This is a genomic window from Labedaea rhizosphaerae (assembly GCF_004362825.1).
GTDB lineage: Bacteria > Actinomycetota > Actinomycetes > Mycobacteriales > Pseudonocardiaceae > Labedaea > Labedaea rhizosphaerae.
Window position 1 is genome coordinate 25,692 of the sequence record NZ_SNXZ01000005.1, and the last position, 18,896, is coordinate 44,587.

Here is an 18,896-nt window from a genome sequence, read left to right on the forward strand (position 1 = left end):
GTTCGGTTGCTCTACAGGTCAAGGGTTTGCGGGGCGAACACGTCGGCGAGGGCCACCTCGCGCACGGCGATGCCCTGCTCCACGACGTACTGGAAGAGCCGATCGAGCATCGGCCGGTTGGCGGCGACGCCGTAGGGCACCGGGTCGGCCGCGGCGAGCCCGCTCGCGGCCGCGACGGTGTCCGGCGCCAGGAGCCGCCAGGGTTCGAAGGCGGCGGCAGCATCGGCCAGGACGGCGGTCTTGGCCTCGGTGAACGCGCTGAAGACGTTGAGCGCCAGCCAAGGCAGCTCCTCGGCGAGTTCGCGGCGGATCGCCACGCAGTGCGTCGCGTGCAGGCCGGTCCCGCTCGCGAGGTACCGCGCTCGCTCGGTCTCGGCGTCGAAGAGCCGGTGCACCCGCAGTTCGGCCTCGCTGCGCTCGGGCGAGCGGTCGACGAGGTTCTTCTCCGACAAGTACAGCAGCGACCCGGAGAGGCGGCCCTCGGCGAGCATCGAGCCGATGCTGTCCTCAGGGGACATGACGTCGACCCGAACGCCTTGTGGTGGCTGGAAGTCCGTGGCCGCACCGTGGCTCTGCGCGGTACCGCGTTCCATCACCCAGTGGACGTCCGACGGCGCGACGCCGAAGTCGTGCTGCAGCACGCCGCGGCTCCACACCGCGGAGGTCTGCTGGTACTCCGGGACGCCGATCTTCTGCCCGCGCAGGTCTTCCGGGGACTTGATGCCGTGGCCGACCACGATGCCGAGGTGGCACAGCGTGCGGGTGGTGAAGATCGGCAGCGCGACGAACCGCTTGTCCCCCAGGGAGGCCAACCGCAAGCACGTCGACATCGAGGCCTCGAAGACGTCGAACTCGGCGAAGTGCAACTGCCGCCAGAAGAGCTCGGACGGGTGCAACGCCAAGGCCGTCGTCTCGACCCCCGCGATCCGCACACGCCCGTCGAGCACGGGCCGGGTGAAGGCGTTGGGCGTGAGGCCGATGGCGATCCGGTGGGTCATGCCGCGTCCTTGCGCAGGATCAGCAGCAAGTAGCCGGTCGTGGAGGAGTTGTAGATGATCGGCTGGATCCGGTCGAGGTCCCAGCCGTCCGCGACGGCGGTGTTGAGCTCGCGCTCCAGCTCCTCGGACACGGCCTCGGGGGTGAGCCCGGTGGCCCGGACGGTCACGATCTTGTAGGTCATCGTCGGCTCCCAAACCTGGATCAGGCGCTGCTCAGTACCAAGCGGACTGGAGGTCCTTGGACACCTCGCGCCACGCGTCGCCCTCGGCGATGAGCAGGTCGGCGGCGCGGGTGTTGCGGTGGTCCTCGGGCGCGGCGCCGAGCATCGGCTCGCCGCGCTCGGCCCGGTCGGTCGCCTCCAGCAGCAGCTTGCGGGCCGTGGAGATGGCGAGATCCGTGCTGCCCAGCGCTTCCTTGCTGCGGTCGACGATCGCGCCCATCCCGGTCTGGATCGCGAAGTCCTGGGTGTTCACGCCCTCGATGCCGGTGAACGTCCTGGTCCGCTGGACTTCCCGGTCGATCATGAAGTCGTTGGCCGGCTCGCGGACCAGCCAGTAGGTGCCGGGCTTGAAGTCCTGGGGGCCGCGGCCCATCTCGACCTCGTGCTCGGCGAACCAGTTGGGCGGCATCGGCTGCTCGGGCCGCGCGGAGTAGGCGAAGTTGTAGATCGCGGTGGTGACGTCGTCGATCGGCACCCAGATGTGGCCGTGCAGCGCGGGGTACTCGGCGTCCTCGCCCTGCCCGTGCCAGCTCAGCAGCACGCTGCGGATCTGCATGAACGGCATGGCGAACTGGTAGACGCGCAGGTACTTGCGCCCGCCGCCGATGCGCCGCAGGCTCGCGTAGGTGAAGCCGTGCGGCTGCAGTTCCACCTCGAGCTTCGGGTGCCGGTCGAGCGCACGCAGCGACTTGGTGTTGGACAGGTCGTTGTTGTGCGCGAACGACGAGTGCGCCGTGTCGATGCCCCCCTCGATGGCCTGCAGGAAGTTGCACGCCTCGTTGGTCTTCGACACACCGCGGTGGGTCGCGGGCGCACGCAACCACTCGTAGTCCGGCGGCTCGGGCATGGTGTCGACCGGGCCCATGTAGGTCCAGATGATCCCGCCGGCCTCGAACACCGGGTAGGCCTTGATGCCCGCGCGGAACCGCAGCCGCGTGCCGGGCTCCTCCGACGGCGTGTCCAGGCAGTTGCCGTTCACGTCGAACTTCCACCCGTGGTAGACGCACCGCAGGCCGCATTCCTCGTTGCGCCCGAAGAACAGCGGCGCGCGCCGGTGCGAGCAGTAGGCGTCGAGCAGGCCCACCTCGCCGTTGGAGTCGCGGAACGCCACCAGGTCCTCGCCGAGCAGCCGCACCCGCACCGGTGGGCAGTCCGGCTCGGGAACCTCCTCGGCGAGCAGCGCCGGGATCCAGTACCGGCGGAAGACCTGACCCATCGGGGCGTCCCCCTCGACCCGGGTGAGCCGTTCGTTCTGTTCCTTCGTGATGCGCATTCGCTCATGCCTCCGAAGTGGACTGGTCGGCCGGCGCGACGGCGACGGTCGCGTGGATGACATCGGGTATCGGCCCGGTACCGCCGGTGGACAGGATCGCGTCGGCCACCCGCTCGAGCGGGACGGTCATCGTCGCGAGTGGACGGACGAGCTCCAGGTTGTCCTGCAGGATGGCGATCGCGGACTCGACGGCGGCGAAGCTGTGGCCGCGCATGCCGATCACGATCAGGCACTTGCGCCCCACGGCGCCGAGGTCGACGCCGTCCTGCCGGAGCTTCTCGCGCACCGGCAGCACGAGGCGGCCGGACTTGCGGAGCATGGCGACCGCGTCGTTGAAGACGGCGCTCTTGCCCGACGCGGTGTTGACCACGACGTCCGCACCCTCACCGCCGGTCGCGGCCAGCACCTGCTCGACGAGGTCCGGCCCACTGACGATCGTGTGCGTGGCCCCCAGCGACTTGGCGGCCGCCAGCCGGGCGCCGTCGCGTTCGAGTCCGACCGCGACGATCACCGACGCGCCCGCGATCCGCGCGGCCAGCACGCAGCCGAGGCCCTGCTGGCCCGGGCCGATGACCACGACTGCCGACCCAGGCCCCACACCCCCGCTGCGGTAGGCCCACTCGTAGCCATTGGCCACCGGCAAGGCCATGGTCGCCACGTCTGCCGGCAGCGACTCGGGGACGTGGTGCAGGACCGTGCGCGGGTGCAGGTACTGCAGTTCGCTGAACCCGCCCCACAGGCCGGGCGCGACGGCCAGACCCGTTGTGCCATAACGCAACGCGCCCGGGGTGGCGGCCGGATCGGACTCCAGGCAGAACCGGAACTCCGCCGAGCGGCAGAACCGGCAGTGCCCACACGGCAGGTACTCCTCCAGCAGCACGCGGTCACCGGGTCGCGCGCCCCAGCGGGACATCGCCGACGGCGTGGCCTCCGCGATCCGGCCGACGGTCTCGTGGCCCATGACGCGCACCGGCTCGTCGGCGCGGTCGAAGGACACGACGTCCGACCCGCAGATCCCGACGGCCTCGACGGCGAGCAGTCCGTCGCCCTCCCCCAGGTCGGGCACCGGCAGCTCGCAGAACTCGACGGTGCGACGCCCGGTGGTCACCGCGGCCCGGGTCAGGCGCTCGTTCGGCACTGGTTGTCCTTCCCCTCCAGCTGAGATGGCTGTACCTTATTGTTAACAATCCTGTAGCGCAATGCATGATGTGGGACGTATCTCAGAAGGGGCCGGATGAGTACCTACGTACTGGTTCACGGGGCTTGGCACGGGGGTTGGTGCTGGCAGCGGGTGGTTTCGGGGCTGCAACGCCACGGGCACCGCGTCTTCGCGCCCACCCTCAGCGGCGTCAGCGACCGCCGCCACCTGCTCTCCCCCGACGTCGGCCTCGACACCCACGCGCAAGACGTCCGCGGCCTGATCGAGGCGTGGGACCTCACCGACGTCGTGCTGGTCGGGCACAGCTACGGCGGGCAGGTCGTCACCGAGGTGGCGGCGCGCAGCCGCTCGCGCATCGGCCGGGCGGTCTACCTCGACGCGTTCGTGGCCGACACCGGTGAGCGCGCGATCGACCTGCTCCCCGACGAGGTCGCCGCGCACTACCGCGAGTCGGTGGCCGGCCCCGGCTTCGGCTGGCTCATCCCGCCGCGGTCCCTGCAGGTGCTCGGCGTGACCGAGCAGTCCGACCTGGACTGGCTGACCCCGCGGCTGTCCCCGCACCCGTGGAAGACCTATGTGGACCCGGTGAGCGCCGCGCTACCCGGTGACCTGCCAGCGTCCTATGTGGACTGCACCGACTGGATGGCCGTCTTCGCCCCGTACGCCCAGCGCGCCAAGGAGCGTGGCTACGACGTCCACGAACTGCTCACCGGGCACGAGGCCATGGTCACCGCGCCGGCCGAGCTCGCGGACGTGCTGCACGGCCTCGCCGCCTGACAACGGAAGAGAGATCACTTTCATGGAGTTCCTGGTCCGCTCGACCACCAGCTTCCCGCCGGGCCTCTCGGCGCAGGACATCCTCGACCTGCGTGGGCAGGAACGGACGCTGGCGATGGCGTTGCGCGCCGACGGCATCCTCAAGCGGTTGTGGCGCCTGCCCGGAAAGCAGGGGACGCTCGGCCTCTACGAGACCAAGGACGCGACGCACCTGCACGACGTGCTCACGTCGCTGCCGCTCTTCCCTTACCTCACCGTGGAAGTCGAGGCGCTGGCCACCCACCCGCAGGAGATGACCACCGACGTGGCAGCGGCGGTGCCCGCTAGCGGGAACGGGAGCCGAGGAAGTAGGTGACCGCGGCCGCGAACTCGGGGCTCGTCATCGCGGTGAAGTGGTTGCCCGGCACGCGGACGAACTCCCCGTTGGGCAACGCTTCGGCCAGCTCCGACGCCGAAGCATGGCCTTGGTCCTGGTCGCCGACCGCGACCAGGACCGGGGTCGTGATCCGGGGCAGCTCGGCCGCGGGCGTCGGTACTTGCGCGTCCAGGACGTGCAGCAGCGCCTGCGGGTCGACGGTGCCCTGACCGAACCAGAAGGCCTGCTCCGCCTCCGGTGTGCCGCGGTCGAACGTCTCGCCGTTGAGCATCCCCATTAGCACCCGGCGGTACAGGTTGTTCGGGCTGAGCGGGCGGGTGATCGCGGAAAACCCTTGAGCGGCAACGATCGCGCGGATCGGACGGGCACCGCGGGCCAGCATGCGCAGCGCGATCCGGCCGCCCAGCGAGTAGCCGCCGAGGTCGTAGTCGTCCAGGCCGAGCCAGTCGACGAGGGCAAGCCCGTCGTCGGCGAGGACGTCGGGCGGGTAGGACGCGGCGTCCCGGGGGTGCGCGCTGTCCCCGTGTCCGCGCAGGTCCGGGAGGATGAGCCGGTAGCCGAGGGCCGCGATGGTGGCCGCGGGGCCGGGGTTGAGCCAGAGCGACCCGCTCGTCGCGAAGCCGTGCAGCAGCACGATGGGCCGGCCGTGCCCGACTTCGCGGTAGGCGAGCTCGACGCCGTCGCGGCCGGGGAATCGGTGCACCGGCAGCTCGGACATGGTTCCCGAGGATACCGGCTCCGGGTCAGCCGAGCCCGTCGATCCACTGCTCGGCGGTCACCACCCGCGCCCCGCGACCCGGGAAGATCCGGTCCAGCAGGAACTCGTGGACGTCGGTCTCGGCGTCGACGCAACCGTCGCGCAGGACCGTGATCGCGTAGTCGCGCTCGACGGCGTCGATCACCGTCGCGAGTACGACGCCGCTGGTGGCGATGCCCGCGAGGGTCACGCCGGTGATCCCGCGGGCGCGCAGGATGCCGTCGAGGTCGGTGCCGTGGAACGCGCTGCCGCGCCGTTTGGTCAGCACCGGCTCGCCGGGCTGCGGCGCGATGGCGGGGTGGACGGCCGTCTGGGGCGAGGACTCCTGGAGCAGGTCGCCCTGCTCGAACATCCAGGTGGCGACCGGGTTGCGCGCGGGCACCTCGGCCCGGTCCGCCCGCAACGCGACCCGCACGTAGATCACGGGCACGCCCTTGGCCCGCGCGGCCGCCACCGCCGCGGCCAAGGGCGGCAACACACCTTCAGCAGCTGGGATGAACCCGACGATCCCGACCTGCACGTCCCCGATGATCAAGGCCTCCATGGCGCCAACGTAGCGCCGTCAGGCCTCCCAGACGAGCTTGCCTGTGCCGCACCCGATGTCGAGGACCTAGCGTGCGCCGGCCATGTGGTCGAAGGCGTTGAGACGAACCAGCACCCTCATCCAACGGCCCGCCTTCGCGTCGCGGCGATCAGGGTCGCCGTCACGCGGGTGAGGGCCATCGCGTCGGCGGGGTCGTCGGCGTACCAGAGCGGGCGGCGGACCGGGCCGACCGCGTCGACCGCGATCCCCGCGGCGGCCAGCACGAACACCCACGCCAGGAACGCCGAGCGGGCGTTGCCGTCGGCGAACGGGTGGAAGAAGCACACGTCCAGGTAGACCCGCGCCGCCCTGGCGGCGACGGCCACGCCCGGCTCGGCGCTTTCGGCCAGGCACGCCCGGAACCGGTCGGGCGCCTCGGGTCCACCGTCGTAGCGCTCGGCGCCGGATTTGGCGTAGGCCGGACCACCCCGGAACGGCGCCCGGCTCGAGCCGAGCACCAGGCTCTGCCACGCGCTCAGCCGCTCGACGGTCAGCGGCCCGCGAGTCGCACGAACCAGCGCGAGGGCGGTCAGCAGCCGATCGGCGCGTGCCGGGTCGCGCGGGCGGTCGAAGGTCTCGATGTCGTGCGCGGCGCCGTCGCGTCGTGGCTCGACCGGAGCGTCGTCGGCCGGGAAGTCCTGCCACGCAACGGAGTCCCGCACCGCCAGCCAGGCGGAGAGGTGGTCGGTCACGCCAATCGCAGCCGCTCGACGACCTCGGTCACCACGTCCTCCGGCGGTCCCACCCAGCTCTCGAACCGGCCGCCGATCGCCTTGCCCACCGCCTTGCGCGCGGTCTTGTCCGGCACGTCCCACCGCGCGAGGTACCAGCTCAGCACCTGCTGGCAGTGCGCATACCAGGCATCCCCCGCGCCCGTCTGGTCGACGACCATCGCGATCAGCTCGATCGCCGCCCGTCGCCAGACCCGGTGCCGCGCAACGGGATCGGTCGCCGGGAGCGGGTGCTCGTCGAACCGGGCGGCCAGGCGCTCCAGCCAGGCCCGCCACTCGCACAACGCCGACGCAGCCGACCGCAGCGCCTGGTCGGGCGACTTCATCGAGTCCCGAGGGCAACACCACGCCGAGACCGGGCCGCCGCCGAGGTCGCCCTCGTCGCGCGCCCACCGCCAGCCCGAGGCCCACGGCCCGTAGCGGGTGGCCAGGGCTTCGGTCAGCTCATCGCACCAGGCGACCTTGTCCTCGAAGCGGTCCTTGGGCATGGCGCTGTGGAACGCACGCACCACGCCTTCCACACCGGCCGCGTCGAAGGGGTGCGTGGCCGGATCGGCCTCGGCCCACGTCAAGTTGTACGGATAAAGCACCCGCGCAGTCTTCCACCCGGCTACGCGGTGGTGATGCGGAAGACCGGGAAGCCGGGGGCGATCTCCAGCAGCTTCTCGTCGGGGACCTTGGCGTTGATGCCCGGGCCGAAGAAGGCGCCGACCTCGAACCACCAGCGGCGCAGGTACGCGCGCAGGATCTCCGGCTTGTCGGCATCGGCGAGTTCGGTCGGGCGGAAGGTCTCGGTCCGGCGGCCCACGCGCAGCGTGCCCTCCCCCGCGGCCCGCAGGTTGCGCACCCACTGCGTGTGCCCGCGCGGCGCGACCAGGTAGCGCTCGCCGTCGACGGTCAGGAGGTTCACCGGGGTGGTGCGCAGCTCGCCGGACTTGCGGCCGCGCACGCCGAGGATCCGGCTGCCCAGCACGCTGATGCCCCGGCGGGTCAGCGCCGCGACGATGGTGTTGAAGGTGTTGGTCGGCTTGGCGGGCTTCAGGTAACGGTCGGTCATCGGATCCTCCGGGTGCAAAGTGTGAGCACTGCTCTCGTTGTGGACCAGTGAACACCATGATCGAGCACAACGCAAGAGCGGTGCTCTCTAATTTGTGCACCGATCCCGAAGATGTGCGACACTTGCGCCATGCCGCCCAGCCGCAGCCTGACCGCCCGTGAACGCGCCCGCGCCGAGCTGACCAGCGAAATCAAGGCCCAGGCCCGCATCCAACTCGCCGAGCACGGCGCCGGCGGCCTCTCGCTGCGCGCGATCGCCCGCGAGCTGGGCATGGTCTCCTCGGCCATCTACCGCTACTTCCCCAGCCGCGACGACCTGCTGACCGCGCTCATCATCGACGCCTGCACCGACCTCGGCGACGCCGTCGAACAAGCAGGCAAGGCCCACCGCAAGCCGCGGCTGCGCTGGCGCGCCTGCTGCACGGCGGCCCGCGAGTGGGCGCTGGAGCACCGCCAGGAGTACGCGTTGATCTACGGGTCACCGGTGCCCGGCTACGCCGCCCCCCAGGACACCGTCGCACCGGCCGCGCGGGTGCCGCTCGTGCTCCTCGACGCGCTGCGCGGCGCCCACCACGACGGTCAGCTCACGCCCGCGTTCGCCGGTCCGGCCTTGAGCCTGACGCTGAAAGCCCAGGTCGAGGCCGTGGCCGAGGCGACCGGGACGGACCTGCCCGCCGATGCCGTCACGCGCGCGATCCTGGCCTGGACGCAGCTGTTCGGGATGATCAGCTTCGAGCTGTTCGGCCAGCTCGTCGGCAGCGTGGACCCCAGCAAGCCGTTCTTCGACCACTGCGTGGAGTCGATGGCCGACTTCGTCGGGTTGCCGGCCTGACGCCGTTACCGCATCGCCCCCAGCGCCGCGTAGTCGTGGCCGGGGAAGATCGTGCGCAGGCCGTCCGCGCCAAGCCCGAGGCGCTTGGTCACCAGCTCGCCCAGCAGGTCTCGGTAGTCGTTGCTGCCCGGCACGTCGCCGTTGTCGAGCACGTCGGGCGCGAGCCCGGCCCAGTCACCGGCGATGTTCTGTGCCTTGAGGCCGCCACCCAGCAGCAGGGCGACCGCGCCGTGCCCGTGGTCGAGGCCGGTGTTGCCGTTCTCCTCGACGCGCCGGCCGAACTCGGTCATCGTGACCAGCGTCGTGTCGTTCAGGGCGGGACCGAGGTCCGTGGCGAAGGCGTCCAACGCCTTGCCGAGCCGGGTGAGCATGCTGGTCATGTCGCCCGCGTCGACCTTGCCGAGGTTGGTGTGCATGTCCCAGCCGCCGAGGTCGACGCAGGCCACCCGCAGGCCGACCTTGCTCTTGATCAGGCGGGCGACGTCGGCCAGCGACTTGGCGAAGTCGTCGTCCGGGTACGGCACCGACGCCTGGTACTGGGCGTGCGACAGCTTCTCCGCGGTGGCGAGCGCCTGCAGGGTGTTCTTCGCCTGCCCGGCAAGGGGGTGGTCGAACCCGGTGTACAAGGTGGACAGTGCTTGCACGGTCCGGTCGTGCACGCCGTCCCAGCCGGCCAGCTTGAACGTGTCGATGCCACGCAGGGCCAGCTCTCCCCCGGTCCCGACCAGCGCGCGCGGCAAGGTGCTGGCCTCGCCCACGGCCCGGAACGTGGTGCCGGGGCCCAGCTGGGCCAGCACGCGGTCCAGCCACCCGGTCGCCGCCGCCGACGTGGACGCGCCCCCGCGTTCGAGGCAGTCCTGCGCCTGGAAGTGGCTGCGCGACAGGTCCGGTGTGGACAGTGCGGGCACGGCGCTGAACGTGCCGTTCTTCCAGTGCTTGCGCATCGGTTCGAGGGCCGGGTGCAAGCCGAATCCGCGGGTGAGCGGGATCAGCGCACCACCGGGCACGGCGATGTTCGGCCGCGCCTGCTTCAGGTGCGGGTCGTCGGCGGGCACGAGCACCGAGAGCCCGTCCATCCCACCACGCAGGAACACCACGACCAGCGTGCCGCCGGTGGACGCCGGGTCGCCGAACGACACCCGCGTGGTGACCAGTTGCGCGCCGAACGCGGCCACGCCGACCATGCCGGCCCCGGCCAGCGCCCGGCGGCGGGTGAAGCCGCGGCTCCACAGTTCCGATCGGCGCTCCTCGTCGTGGCGCATGCGTGCGGCGGTCGCACGCAGGGTGGCCTCCGCGCGGTTCGGGCCGAGGCGCCGCAAGTCCGGGCAGTCCGGGTGCAGGCCTTGCGGGGTGTCAGGCATCGGGCAACCTCTGGGTCAGCGGAGCGCGAAGTACGGGGAGTCGAGCAGCAGCGGCGCGAGGTGCGGCGCGTAGTCCGCGGGCCGATTGGTGCCGAGGAACTCGATCAGCGCCGTGCGGTGCGCCGCGCCGAGCCGTTGGAACACGAGGCGTTGCGCCAGCTTGTCCACATAGGACGGCGCCGGGGAGCTCGGCACGAGCTTGTCAGGTTTGACGAACTCGAGGCCCTGCCACCAGCCCTGCACGAGCCCGCGATGGCCGTTCCACAGCTGCAGCATGGCGCCCGACGACGCCCACGCGGGGGCCACGTCTGGGTACCCGTTGGGCGGCGCCCACCCGAGCGGCCGGTGACCGGCCTGGTCGAGGTTCCAGTACAGGCCGCTGACGCCCTTCGGGACGTCCGAGCCGGGCCGCACGCCGAGCACCCGCACGCCGGCGACCAGGTTCTCCAGCGGCCGGCGCACCTTCTGCCCCACCGCGGCCCAGAACTCGTGGCTGGACAACAACGTGTGCAGCACCGGCACGATCCTGGTGCCCGAGTCGAGGTAGGCCTTGGCCACCCGCTCGACGAGCACCTTGGGCGGCGTGTCGGCCACGAACCGCACGCAGAGCTTGCGCGCGATCATCGTCGCGGTCGACGGGTGGTGGGCCAGGTAGCGCAGGTACCGGTCGCCGACCGCGAGCCCGCCCGACGGCGAGGCGTTGCTGTCGGTGAACCCGAGCACCTTCACCTTGCCGGTCCAGTGCCGGTCGGCGTCGTAGCGGAACGAGCCGTCGTCGGCGACCGTGCGGCCGGTGAGGATGTAGGCGCTGTTGCGCACGTCGGTCTCGGAGTACCCCGCGTCGATGCCGACCGTGTGCAGCTCGATCAGCTCGCGGCCGAGGTTCTCGTTGACCGACTCCTTGCGGGACTGGTCGTTGGACAGGAACCGCAGCATCGCCGGGTGGCGGATGGCGGCCTTCAGCATCGTCTCGAAGCTGCCCAGCGCGTTCTTGCGGATCACGTCGTTGTGGTAGGACACGCCCACGTCCCACGCGCCGTCGCTGGGCATCGGCACGTTGAGGTGGTTGGCCCAGAAGTCGACCATCACCTCTTGGACCTGCCTGCTGGACCAGATCTGCCGGGCCAGGGTCGCCTGCGCGTAGCCGAACATGGCGTCCCAGCTGTACCGCTTGATCGACCCGCGGACCTGCGACGTGGTCATGCTCGCGTGGGGGAACGCCCGCCACACCCGATCGCCGACCGGGTCCGGCACCGACGCCGGGTTCAGCTGCTCGCCGAGCCACGCGTCGATGCCCTTGGCGCGGACGTCGGCGACCAGGTCCGGCGTCGGGCCGAAGGTGACCCGGCGCAGCAGGTGCAGCTCCGGGTGCGTGGTGTCGAGGATGGTCGCCACCGTGACCTTGGTGTTCGCGGCGGCCTCGGCGGGACCGTCGAACTGGACGCGCTCGGTGTTCTGGGTCGCGCGCTCGGGCAATTGCGGCCGGGCACCGCTTGCCTGCGAGTAGCTCTCGTCGCGGTCGGCGTACGTGCCGCCGTCGCGCGGGATGGCTCCGGCCGGGCGGTGCAGGTTGGTCCTGGGGTGCCGGGGACGCGCCGCCTCGGCGACCACGCCCTCGTCGACGCTCAGGACGGTCCCGATCGTGGCGGCCCCAAGGCCGCCACCGACGAGCGCGGCGACCAGGCCGCGGCGGCCGATGAGCCGCCGGCGTCGTGCCTGCCCGTCGGGTTCGTCGGACTCGCCGGGTGCACCGCCGAACTCGTCCACCACCGGCCATGGCCGCGGCGACGAGGCGTAGTCCCACTCCCGTGCCTGGCCGCCTGCCTTGCGCCAGGCCAGGGCCGCGTCGTCGGAGGTGACCCGCCGCGGGCCGTCCGCCCCTTCGCCCGAATTCCGGGGTTGCCGCTCCATTCACATCCCGCCTTCACGCGTTCGCAGGCCAAAATGACCAAGAATGCGTCGAAACGGCCCGGGGCACCGGGGGCTCCGAGTCGAGGCGAACCATATTGGCGGCGTTCTTCCTGCTACACCCCCGAATGGACCAATGCCGGTGCACCCACCGTGATTCACCGGTTATTGTCCTGTGATCGGCGTAGGCAGATCGGCGGAAGACCCACACCGAATGGCCCAGCATGCCCGCACCCGGAACAACCACCTGGTGGGTGCGGCCAAGCGGACGCCAAGTTCAGGGCAAGAACGGTGAACCGGCGGTCGCGGACGTCGAGGCGCCGAGCCAGTCGCGGTTGGCGCTCATTGCTTTGTGTCGCAAGCTATGCACCGGTGCCCGCTCGCCACGGTGGCGATGATGCCCGCGACGAGGATCCCGCCGATCGCCCACGCGCCGGCCAGGACGAGTTGCGACTGGTCGGGGATGTGGGCGTTCGACGCGGTCAGCACGCCGCTGCTCACGACGGCCTTGGCGATCCCGCCCAGGGCCACCGCGGTCGCGATCAACGCGGCGACGACGGAGATCGTGCGGACGAAGTAGCGGCCGCCGCAGGTGGTGCACGGGCGACGCCGCGAGACGGTTGTTTGTGCCATACCGGAGCGCTCCTCCTGGAGTACCGACCAACGCTCTCCAGATGCGCGGCCACGCCCGGTGATACGGCTAATCCAGCACGAGCCCGACGACACCACCGGCCAGCAGGCACGCGCTGGCCGCGAGCAGCGCCGGGTGATGGCGATCCCACCACCGCACCCGGGCCGCCAGGGCGACCGGCAGGTGGTCGAAGTTCTCCGCGTCGCAGACCTTGAGGGCCACGCGCAGCACCAGCATCGACAGCAGGCCGATGACGCCCAGCGCCGAGGTCGTGGCGCTGACTTCGAAGGCGGTCGCGGCGATCGTCATCAGCCCACCGTTTCCACGATCAGGAAGATGTTCAGGCCGATGATCAGCGCCGCGCAGGCCGACGCGGCCAGCGTCGTGACGGGCCGGTTCACGAACACCCCCATCAGCTCCTTCTTGCGGGTGAGCCACAGCAAGGGCACCAAGGCGAACGGGATGCCGAACGACAGGGTCACCTGCGAGATCACCAGGACCTGGGTCGCGGGCAGACCCATGGTGAGCACGACGAGGGCCGGCAGCATCGTCACGCCGCGGCGCACCACCAGCGGCACGCGCCTGCGGATGAAGCCCTGCATGACGACCTGGCCGGCGTAGGTGCCGACGCTCGACGAGGACAGCCCGGACGCGAGCAGGGCCGCGGCGAAGATCAACGCGGCGCTGCCGCCGACCACCTCGCCGAGCCGGCTGTGGGCGAACTCGATGGGGTCGGCGTCGCCGAGGCCCGCGCCGTGCAGCAGGGACGCGGCGAGGATCAGGATGAGCAGGTTGGTCACCCCGGCGAAGCCGAGCGCGACCGCCACGTCCACGCGCTGCGAGCGCAGGAGCTTGCGCCGGGACTGCTCGTCGGTCCAGCGGCCGCGGTTCTTGGTCAGCGCCGAGTGCAGGTAGATCACGTGCGGCATGACGGTCGCGCCGATGATGCCGACCGCGAGCAGCACGCTGTCGGCGCCGGTGAAGCCCGGGGCGAGGCCGCGCACGACGGTCGCGCCGCTGAAGCCGACCCGGGTGACCTCCCAGGCGAACCCCAGCAGCACGACGCCGAACAGCCCGGCGATCGCGATCTCGAAGCGGCGGTACCCGCGTTGCTCCAACGCGAGCAGCGCGAACGACACGACACCGGTGATGAGCCCCGAGATCGCGGGAGGCACGCCGAAGAGCAGGTTCAGGCCGATGGCCGCGCCGACGAACTCGGCGAGGTCGGTCGCCATGGCGACCAGCTCGGCCTGGACCCAGAGGCCCCACGACACCGGCTTGGGCAGGTGGGACCGGCACAGCTCGGGCAGGCTCCGGCGGGTGGCGATGCCGAGCTTGGCCGAGAGGTACTGCACCAGCACCGCCATGGCGTTGGCCACGACGACCACCCACACCAGCGTGAAGCCGAACCGCGCGCCCGCGGTGATGTTCGTGGCGAAGTTGCCGGGGTCGATGTAGGCGACGCTCGCCACCACCGCGGGCCCGTAGACCGCGACCCGCGACGGTATGCGCGCGGTCGGCAGGAAGGAGGTCGCGTCGTCGATCGGATTCCGTTCGAACACCGCCGCGATCTCCTCTCCTGCTTCCAACGAACAGTTGTCGGATCAGGCGACGGACGGCCCCAGTCCCAGCGACTGCGGGGTGCTCGCGTCCGGCGAGGGTTGGTGCAGACCCTCGTCGAGCGGACCGAACTCCGTCATCAGGGCGGCGCTGCCGCCCCACGGCGTCTGCTCCTCGGCGATCAGCGAGTTCGTCGTGAGCAGCAGGCCGGCCACCGACGCGCCGTTCTGCAACGCCGAACGGCACACGCGCAGCGGGTCGATGACGCCCATCTCGACGAGGTTGCCGAAGCGCCCGTGCAGCGCGTCGAAGCCCTCGTCGGGACCGAGTTCGCGGCACTTGGCCAGCACCTCGGCGGCCGGGTAGCCGGCGTTGCTCGAGATCAGCCAGGCCGGTTCGGACAGCGCCGCGCGCACGATCGCCGCGCCGGTCTCGTCGTCGCCTTCCAGGTCGAGCCCGCTCAGCACGTGCTCGGCGTGCAGCAACGCCGCGCCACCGCCGGCCACGATGCCCTCGGCGATCGCCGCACGGGTGGCGGACAACGCGTCCTCGACCCGGTGCTGCAACTCCTTGAGCTCCGCGGGTGTCGCCGCGCCGACGTGGATCACCGCGACCTTGCCGGTCAGCGCGCCGATCCGCTCGGTCAGCACGTCCTCGTCCACGCCGAACTGGGCGCGGTCGCGTTCGGCCCGCAGCTGCCCGACGCGGAACGCCACGTCCTGCGCCGAGCCCGCGCCGCCCACGATCGTCGTCGCGTGCTCGGTGACCCGGACCTGCTTGGCCCGGCCGAGGTGCTCGATGCCCATGGACTCCAACGAGAACGATGCCGTCTTGGACAGCACGGCCCCGCCGACGACCGCGGCCAGGTCCTCCAGCTTGTGGATGCGGCGGTCACCGAACCCGGGCGCCCGCACGGCCACCGACTGGAACTGACCGTTGACGTGGTTGTGCACGAGCATCGACAGCGCCGTGCCCTCCACGTCCTCGGCGATCAGCACGAGCGGGCGCGGGTCGCGCATGATCTTGTCCAGGATCGGCATGAGCTCCTGGACCTTCGTGATCTTCCCGCTGCACATCAGGATGTACGGGTCGTCGAGCACGGCCTCGAGCCGGCCCGGGTCGGTGACCAGGTACGGCGTGATGTAGCCGTTGTCGAGCTCGAAGCCCTCGACGAAGTCGACGGACATCCCGATCCACGACGACTCCTCGACGGTGACCACGCCACCCTCGCCGACCACGTGCAGGGCCCGGCCGATCACGGCGCCGACCTCGTCGTCGTCGTTGGCCGAGATCGCCGCCACCCGCGAGTAGTCCTCTTCGGACTCCACTGGGTGGGCCACCCGCTCGAGGTGGTTGACCAGCAGCGCCACCGCCTTGTCGACGCCGCGCTTGATCAGCACGGGGTTGCCACCGCTCGAGATGGCCTTCATGCCCTCCCGGATGATCGCCTGCGCGATCACGGTGGCGGTCGTGGTGCCGTCGCCGACCACGTCGTTGGTCTTGATCGCCGCTTCCTTGACCAGCTGGGCACCCATGTTCTCGAACTGGTTCTTCAGGTGGATCTCGCGCGCGATCGTCACGCCATCGTTGGTGATCACCGGCGAACCGGTGATCTTCTCGATGATCACGTTGCGGCCCTTGGGTCCCAGCGTGGTCTTGACCGCGTCCGCGAGCTTGTCCACGCCTGCCAGGAGCAGGTCGCGGGCTTCCGCACCGAAGCGGAGTTCCTTCGCCATCGTGTGCTCCCGTTCTCGTCAGGGGGTGAGAATCGCCCGGCCGCGGACCTGGCCCGCGTCCAGGTCGGCGAGCGCGTCGAGCGCCGCGTCGAGCGGGTACTTCTTGGTGTGCAAGGTGACCTGACCGGACTGGGCGAGGACCATCAGCTCGACGAGGTCGTTGTAGGTGCCGACCAGGTTGCCGATGACGTTGCGTTCGGTCGAGATGATGTCGATGGTCGGGATGTCGATGTTGCTGCCGTAGCCGATCACGAAGTGCGAGCCGCCCCGCCTGGTCATGGCGAACGCGTCCTGTTGCGCACCCTGCTCGGCGACGAAGTCGAGGACGACCTCGGCGCCGTTGCCGTTGGTCAGGTCGAGCACCGCGTCGACGTGCTTGCCGTCGGCCTGCACGGTTTCGTGCGCGCCCAACGTCTTCGCCAGCTCCAGCGCCGCCGCGTTGCGGTCCACGACGACGACCTTGCACGCCGTCAGCGCACGCAACGACTGGATGCCGATGTGGCCCAACCCGCCCGCGCCGTTCACGACGCACACGGTGCCGGGGTACAGCAGCGGGACGGCCTTGCGCACCGCGTGGTAGGCGGTGATCCCGGCGTCGGCCAGCGCGGCCACGTCGGAGGGCTGGGTGTCCGGGTCGAGCTTGATGCACGCACGCGCCGAGGTGAGCAGGTACTCGGCCATCCCGCCGTCGCTGTCGATGCCGGGGAAGGTCGAGTTCTCGCAGTGCATGTCGTTGCCCGCACGGCACGCGTGGCACAGGCCGCACGTGGGGGTCGGGTGCAGGATCACGGTGTCACCGACGGCCACGTTGGACACCGCCGAGCCGACCTCGTGCACCCAGCCCGCGTTCTCGTGCCCGATCGTGTAGGGCAGCGCGACGCCGGACTTCTCGGCCCACTGCTCCTCGATGATGTGCAGGTCGGTGCGGCAGACACCGGCGCCGCCGATCTTGACCACGACGTCGAACGGCCCGGTCGCCTCGGGTTCCGGGACCTCCTCGATCACCGGCTTCTCGTGGTACGCGTGCAGTCGGACTGCCTTCATGGCCGTTGCTCCTCTCCCGATTCGCCGGTGTGGCCAACCTGACCGATGGCCTGTGTGCCGGGGTAGCGGGCGAGCAACATGCCCCGGCACACGCCTGAGTTGGCTTCCTGGCTCACCCTGGTCAGGCGGGCGAGCCCCAAGTGGCGCCGAACGGCGGGGTCCTCGACCCCGTTGCCCGTGGCCGGGTCGAGGACCAGCGGGGCGTCGTCGGTGCTCGGCAGGCCGAGCTCGCGGCGGCGGTCGCGCAGCCGCTCGCGGTCGGCGCTCGCCGGTGCGTCTCCGAGGGTGAGCCGGCCCAGCGTCGCGGGGTCGGCCCCCGCGGCGAGCACGGCGCGGCACACCCGGTCGGTTCCGGCGAGCACGGCCTTGCGCAGGAAATCCGCGCGCAGGTCGTCCAGTTCGTCCGCTGCCTCGTCGCCGAACGTGCCGACGAACCCGGCGCGGGCCGCGACGCCCTGGTTGATCGAGTCCGCCGCGAAGTGGTCGATCAACTCGATCACCACGCGGCCGACACCGGGCACCGCGGACACGGCGTCGTGCGCGTCGGCGACCATGAGGAACGCGAAGTTCGGCGCGCAGAAGTACGTCGGCAGCCGCAGCTGCACCGCCACTTCGGCACCCGCGGCATCTGTGGCATCCGTGGCACCCGCGTCCCCGCCGGTCACCGCACACCGCGCGACGAAGCCGAGGTCGGTCAGCGGCTCGTCCAGCTCCGGGTCGCGCACCGTGCCCAAGGCGGCCCAAACCGCCTCGGACACGGTGCGTGCGGCGACGGTGGTCACGATCCCGCAACCCCGACCGGCGAGGTCTCCTCCGCCTTCTTCGGCGCCAGCTTCTCAGGCACCTCGATGTCGTAGAGCCGGGCCGCGTTCAGGCCGAGGATCTTCTGCTTGGCCGTCACGGTCAGCTTCGCGTAGTCGCCGAACTCCTCGTCGTCGGGCATCTGCCAGTCGACGAAGCCCTCGACCTGCCACTTCGGCTCCCAGATGGCGTAGTCCGCGCCGAAGATCAGCTTGTCCTCGCCGAGCCAGAAGAGCAGCTCACCCATGACCTTCGCGAAGAACCGGGGCCGGGCGTGCATCAGGCCGCCGACGACGACGGCGAGGCCGGCGTAGACGTTGGGCTCCTGCGTGGCCATGAAGCAGAAGTCCTCGATGCGGGGCAGGCCCACGTGCTCGACGATGAAGTTGAGCTCGGGGAAGTTGGTCGCCGCGTGGTCCACATCGGACACGTCGAAAGCGTCCTTGTCCAGCGGCCAGATGGTCGGTCCCTTGTGGACGTGGACGTTCTTGACCCCGAGTTCCTGGCACTTCTCCAGGTAGCGGGCGGACTCCGGGGACTTCAGGCTCCAGCCGCGGGAGTCACCCCGCCACTCGGCCGTGTAGAGCTTGACGCCCTTGCAGCCGAAGCGCTTGACGCGCTCCTCGAGCCCCTTGAGACCGTCGTCGCCCTCGCGTGGGTCCCACGTGGTGTTCACGATGAACTTGCCCGGGTGCCGCTCGGCCATCGCCGCGTCGGTCTCGGTGGTGTTGAAGCCCTCGGTGTACCACTGCCGCAGGTTGGTCGGCTGGAAGATCGCGATGTCGACGTGCCCGTCCTCGAACAGGTCGCGCATCATCGTCTCTTCCGAGTACTTCTGGAACTTCTCGATGGGCCAGTGGGTCTCGGCCGGCCCCAGGCCCTGGTAGGCGTGGAAGCACTCGATCCAGCCCTTGGCGTACTGCTCCTGGCCCGCCACCCAGTTCGCGGGGCTGGCGTCCCAGAAGTGCGTGTGCGCGTCGACTACGAAGTAGTCCTCGCCGTCCTTTGTGTACATCGTGGTACTCCCTGCGCGGTGTCGCGGCGACGTCCGCCCGGTGGCCCGGGCGGACGTCATCGGCCCGGTCGCGCACC

The 18,896-nt window shown here is 70.8% G+C and carries 21 protein-coding genes; 3 read left to right on the forward strand and 18 right to left on the reverse strand.

Annotation, left to right across the window (positions count from 1 at the left end; genetic code table 11):
* Positions 1-11: 11 nt before the first annotated feature.
* From EV186_RS40200 to EV186_RS26780, 4 genes are read right to left on the reverse strand one after another with little or no spacing between them, the layout of a single operon-like run.
* Positions 12-998, reverse strand: coding sequence for a type 2 periplasmic-binding domain-containing protein (locus EV186_RS40200; protein WP_243754301.1), 987 nt, complete (start codon positions 996-998; stop codon positions 12-14).
* A complete protein-coding gene (locus EV186_RS26770) occupies positions 995-1,180 on the reverse strand; it encodes a hypothetical protein (protein WP_133852224.1) in 186 nt (61 codons plus the stop codon). The genes EV186_RS40200 and EV186_RS26770 overlap by 4 nt, the downstream gene beginning before the upstream one ends.
* A gap of 31 nt (positions 1,181-1,211) precedes the next feature.
* On the reverse strand, positions 1,212-2,492 hold the full coding sequence (locus EV186_RS26775; protein WP_166659346.1) for a Rieske 2Fe-2S domain-containing protein: 1,281 nt from the start codon (positions 2,490-2,492) through the stop codon (positions 1,212-1,214).
* A gap of 4 nt (positions 2,493-2,496) precedes the next feature.
* Positions 2,497-3,630 (reverse strand): zinc-dependent alcohol dehydrogenase, encoded by a 1,134-nt coding sequence (locus tag EV186_RS26780; RefSeq protein ID WP_133852226.1) that lies wholly within the window; start codon positions 3,628-3,630, stop codon positions 2,497-2,499.
* A 96-nt stretch (positions 3,631-3,726) separates the two neighbouring features.
* Between EV186_RS26780 and EV186_RS26785 the strand changes: the two genes are divergently transcribed.
* Both EV186_RS26785 and EV186_RS26790 read left to right on the forward strand, forming a co-directional pair.
* Positions 3,727-4,428 carry an alpha/beta fold hydrolase gene (locus tag EV186_RS26785; RefSeq protein WP_133852227.1) on the forward strand — a complete coding sequence of 234 codons (702 nt, stop codon included), beginning with the start codon at positions 3,727-3,729 and terminating at the stop codon, positions 4,426-4,428.
* A gap of 22 nt (positions 4,429-4,450) precedes the next feature.
* Positions 4,451-4,783 (forward strand): muconolactone Delta-isomerase, encoded by a 333-nt coding sequence (locus tag EV186_RS26790; RefSeq protein ID WP_133852228.1) that lies wholly within the window; start codon positions 4,451-4,453, stop codon positions 4,781-4,783.
* Here EV186_RS26790 and EV186_RS26795 read toward each other — a convergent pair.
* The 5 genes from EV186_RS26795 to EV186_RS26810 form a co-directional block, all read right to left on the reverse strand.
* Positions 4,752-5,522, reverse strand: a complete 771-nt coding sequence (locus EV186_RS26795) for an alpha/beta fold hydrolase (protein WP_133852229.1) — start codon at positions 5,520-5,522, stop codon at positions 4,752-4,754. The two genes, EV186_RS26790 and EV186_RS26795, sit on opposite strands and share 32 nt — an antisense overlap.
* Before the next feature lie 25 nt (positions 5,523-5,547).
* Positions 5,548-6,105, reverse strand: a complete 558-nt coding sequence (locus EV186_RS26800) for a cysteine hydrolase family protein (RefSeq protein ID WP_133852230.1) — start codon at positions 6,103-6,105, stop codon at positions 5,548-5,550.
* Positions 6,106-6,221: 116 nt separating this feature from the next.
* A complete protein-coding gene (locus EV186_RS39070) occupies positions 6,222-6,836 on the reverse strand; it encodes a Fic family protein (protein WP_166659347.1) in 615 nt (204 codons plus the stop codon).
* Positions 6,833-7,465, reverse strand: coding sequence for a hypothetical protein (locus tag EV186_RS39075; protein WP_166659348.1), 633 nt, complete (start codon positions 7,463-7,465; stop codon positions 6,833-6,835). The genes EV186_RS39070 and EV186_RS39075 overlap by 4 nt, the downstream gene beginning before the upstream one ends.
* Before the next feature lie 20 nt (positions 7,466-7,485).
* Positions 7,486-7,932, reverse strand: coding sequence for a nitroreductase family deazaflavin-dependent oxidoreductase (locus EV186_RS26810; RefSeq protein ID WP_133852232.1), 447 nt, complete (start codon positions 7,930-7,932; stop codon positions 7,486-7,488).
* 129 nt (positions 7,933-8,061) lie between these two features.
* Here EV186_RS26810 and EV186_RS26815 point away from each other — a divergent pair, with 129 nt between their 5' ends.
* The gene (locus EV186_RS26815; protein ID WP_133852233.1) at positions 8,062-8,763 is read left to right on the forward strand and encodes a TetR/AcrR family transcriptional regulator; all 702 of its coding nucleotides are present in this window, start codon (positions 8,062-8,064) and stop codon (positions 8,761-8,763) included.
* A gap of 5 nt (positions 8,764-8,768) precedes the next feature.
* Here the strand turns inward: EV186_RS26815 and EV186_RS26820 are convergent, their stop codons facing one another.
* The 9 genes from EV186_RS26820 to EV186_RS26860 all read right to left on the reverse strand — a co-directional run bounded on the left by EV186_RS26820 (position 8,769) and on the right by EV186_RS26860 (position 18,819).
* The gene (locus EV186_RS26820; RefSeq protein WP_133852234.1) at positions 8,769-10,124 is read right to left on the reverse strand and encodes a DUF1501 domain-containing protein; all 1,356 of its coding nucleotides are present in this window, start codon (positions 10,122-10,124) and stop codon (positions 8,769-8,771) included.
* A 15-nt stretch (positions 10,125-10,139) separates the two neighbouring features.
* Positions 10,140-12,035 carry a DUF1800 domain-containing protein gene (locus EV186_RS26825; RefSeq protein WP_133852235.1) on the reverse strand — a complete coding sequence of 632 codons (1,896 nt, stop codon included), beginning with the start codon at positions 12,033-12,035 and terminating at the stop codon, positions 10,140-10,142.
* Positions 12,036-12,374: 339 nt separating this feature from the next.
* The gene (locus tag EV186_RS26830; protein ID WP_133852236.1) at positions 12,375-12,665 is read right to left on the reverse strand and encodes a hypothetical protein; all 291 of its coding nucleotides are present in this window, start codon (positions 12,663-12,665) and stop codon (positions 12,375-12,377) included.
* A gap of 67 nt (positions 12,666-12,732) precedes the next feature.
* On the reverse strand, positions 12,733-12,972 hold the full coding sequence (locus EV186_RS26835; protein WP_133852237.1) for a hypothetical protein: 240 nt from the start codon (positions 12,970-12,972) through the stop codon (positions 12,733-12,735).
* Entirely contained in the window at positions 12,972-14,225 is a 1,254-nt protein-coding gene (locus EV186_RS26840; RefSeq protein ID WP_243754303.1) for an Nramp family divalent metal transporter, read from the reverse strand. The genes EV186_RS26835 and EV186_RS26840 overlap by 1 nt, the downstream gene beginning before the upstream one ends.
* Positions 14,226-14,267: 42 nt before the next feature.
* A complete protein-coding gene (gene groL, locus EV186_RS26845) occupies positions 14,268-15,959 on the reverse strand; it encodes a chaperonin GroEL (protein WP_133852238.1) in 1,692 nt (563 codons plus the stop codon).
* Positions 15,960-15,977: 18 nt separating this feature from the next.
* Positions 15,978-17,003 (reverse strand): NAD(P)-dependent alcohol dehydrogenase, encoded by a 1,026-nt coding sequence (locus tag EV186_RS26850; protein WP_133852239.1) that lies wholly within the window; start codon positions 17,001-17,003, stop codon positions 15,978-15,980.
* Complete coding sequence (locus EV186_RS26855) at positions 17,000-17,788, reverse strand: iron-sulfur cluster assembly protein (RefSeq protein ID WP_424983568.1); 789 nt, start codon at positions 17,786-17,788, stop codon at positions 17,000-17,002. Before EV186_RS26855 ends, EV186_RS26850 begins: the two co-directional genes overlap by 4 nt.
* Positions 17,782-18,819: an amidohydrolase family protein gene (locus EV186_RS26860; protein WP_133852241.1), complete on the reverse strand. Its 1,038-nt coding sequence runs from the start codon at positions 18,817-18,819 to the stop codon at positions 17,782-17,784. Before EV186_RS26860 ends, EV186_RS26855 begins: the two co-directional genes overlap by 7 nt.
* Positions 18,820-18,896: the final 77 nt, after the last annotated feature.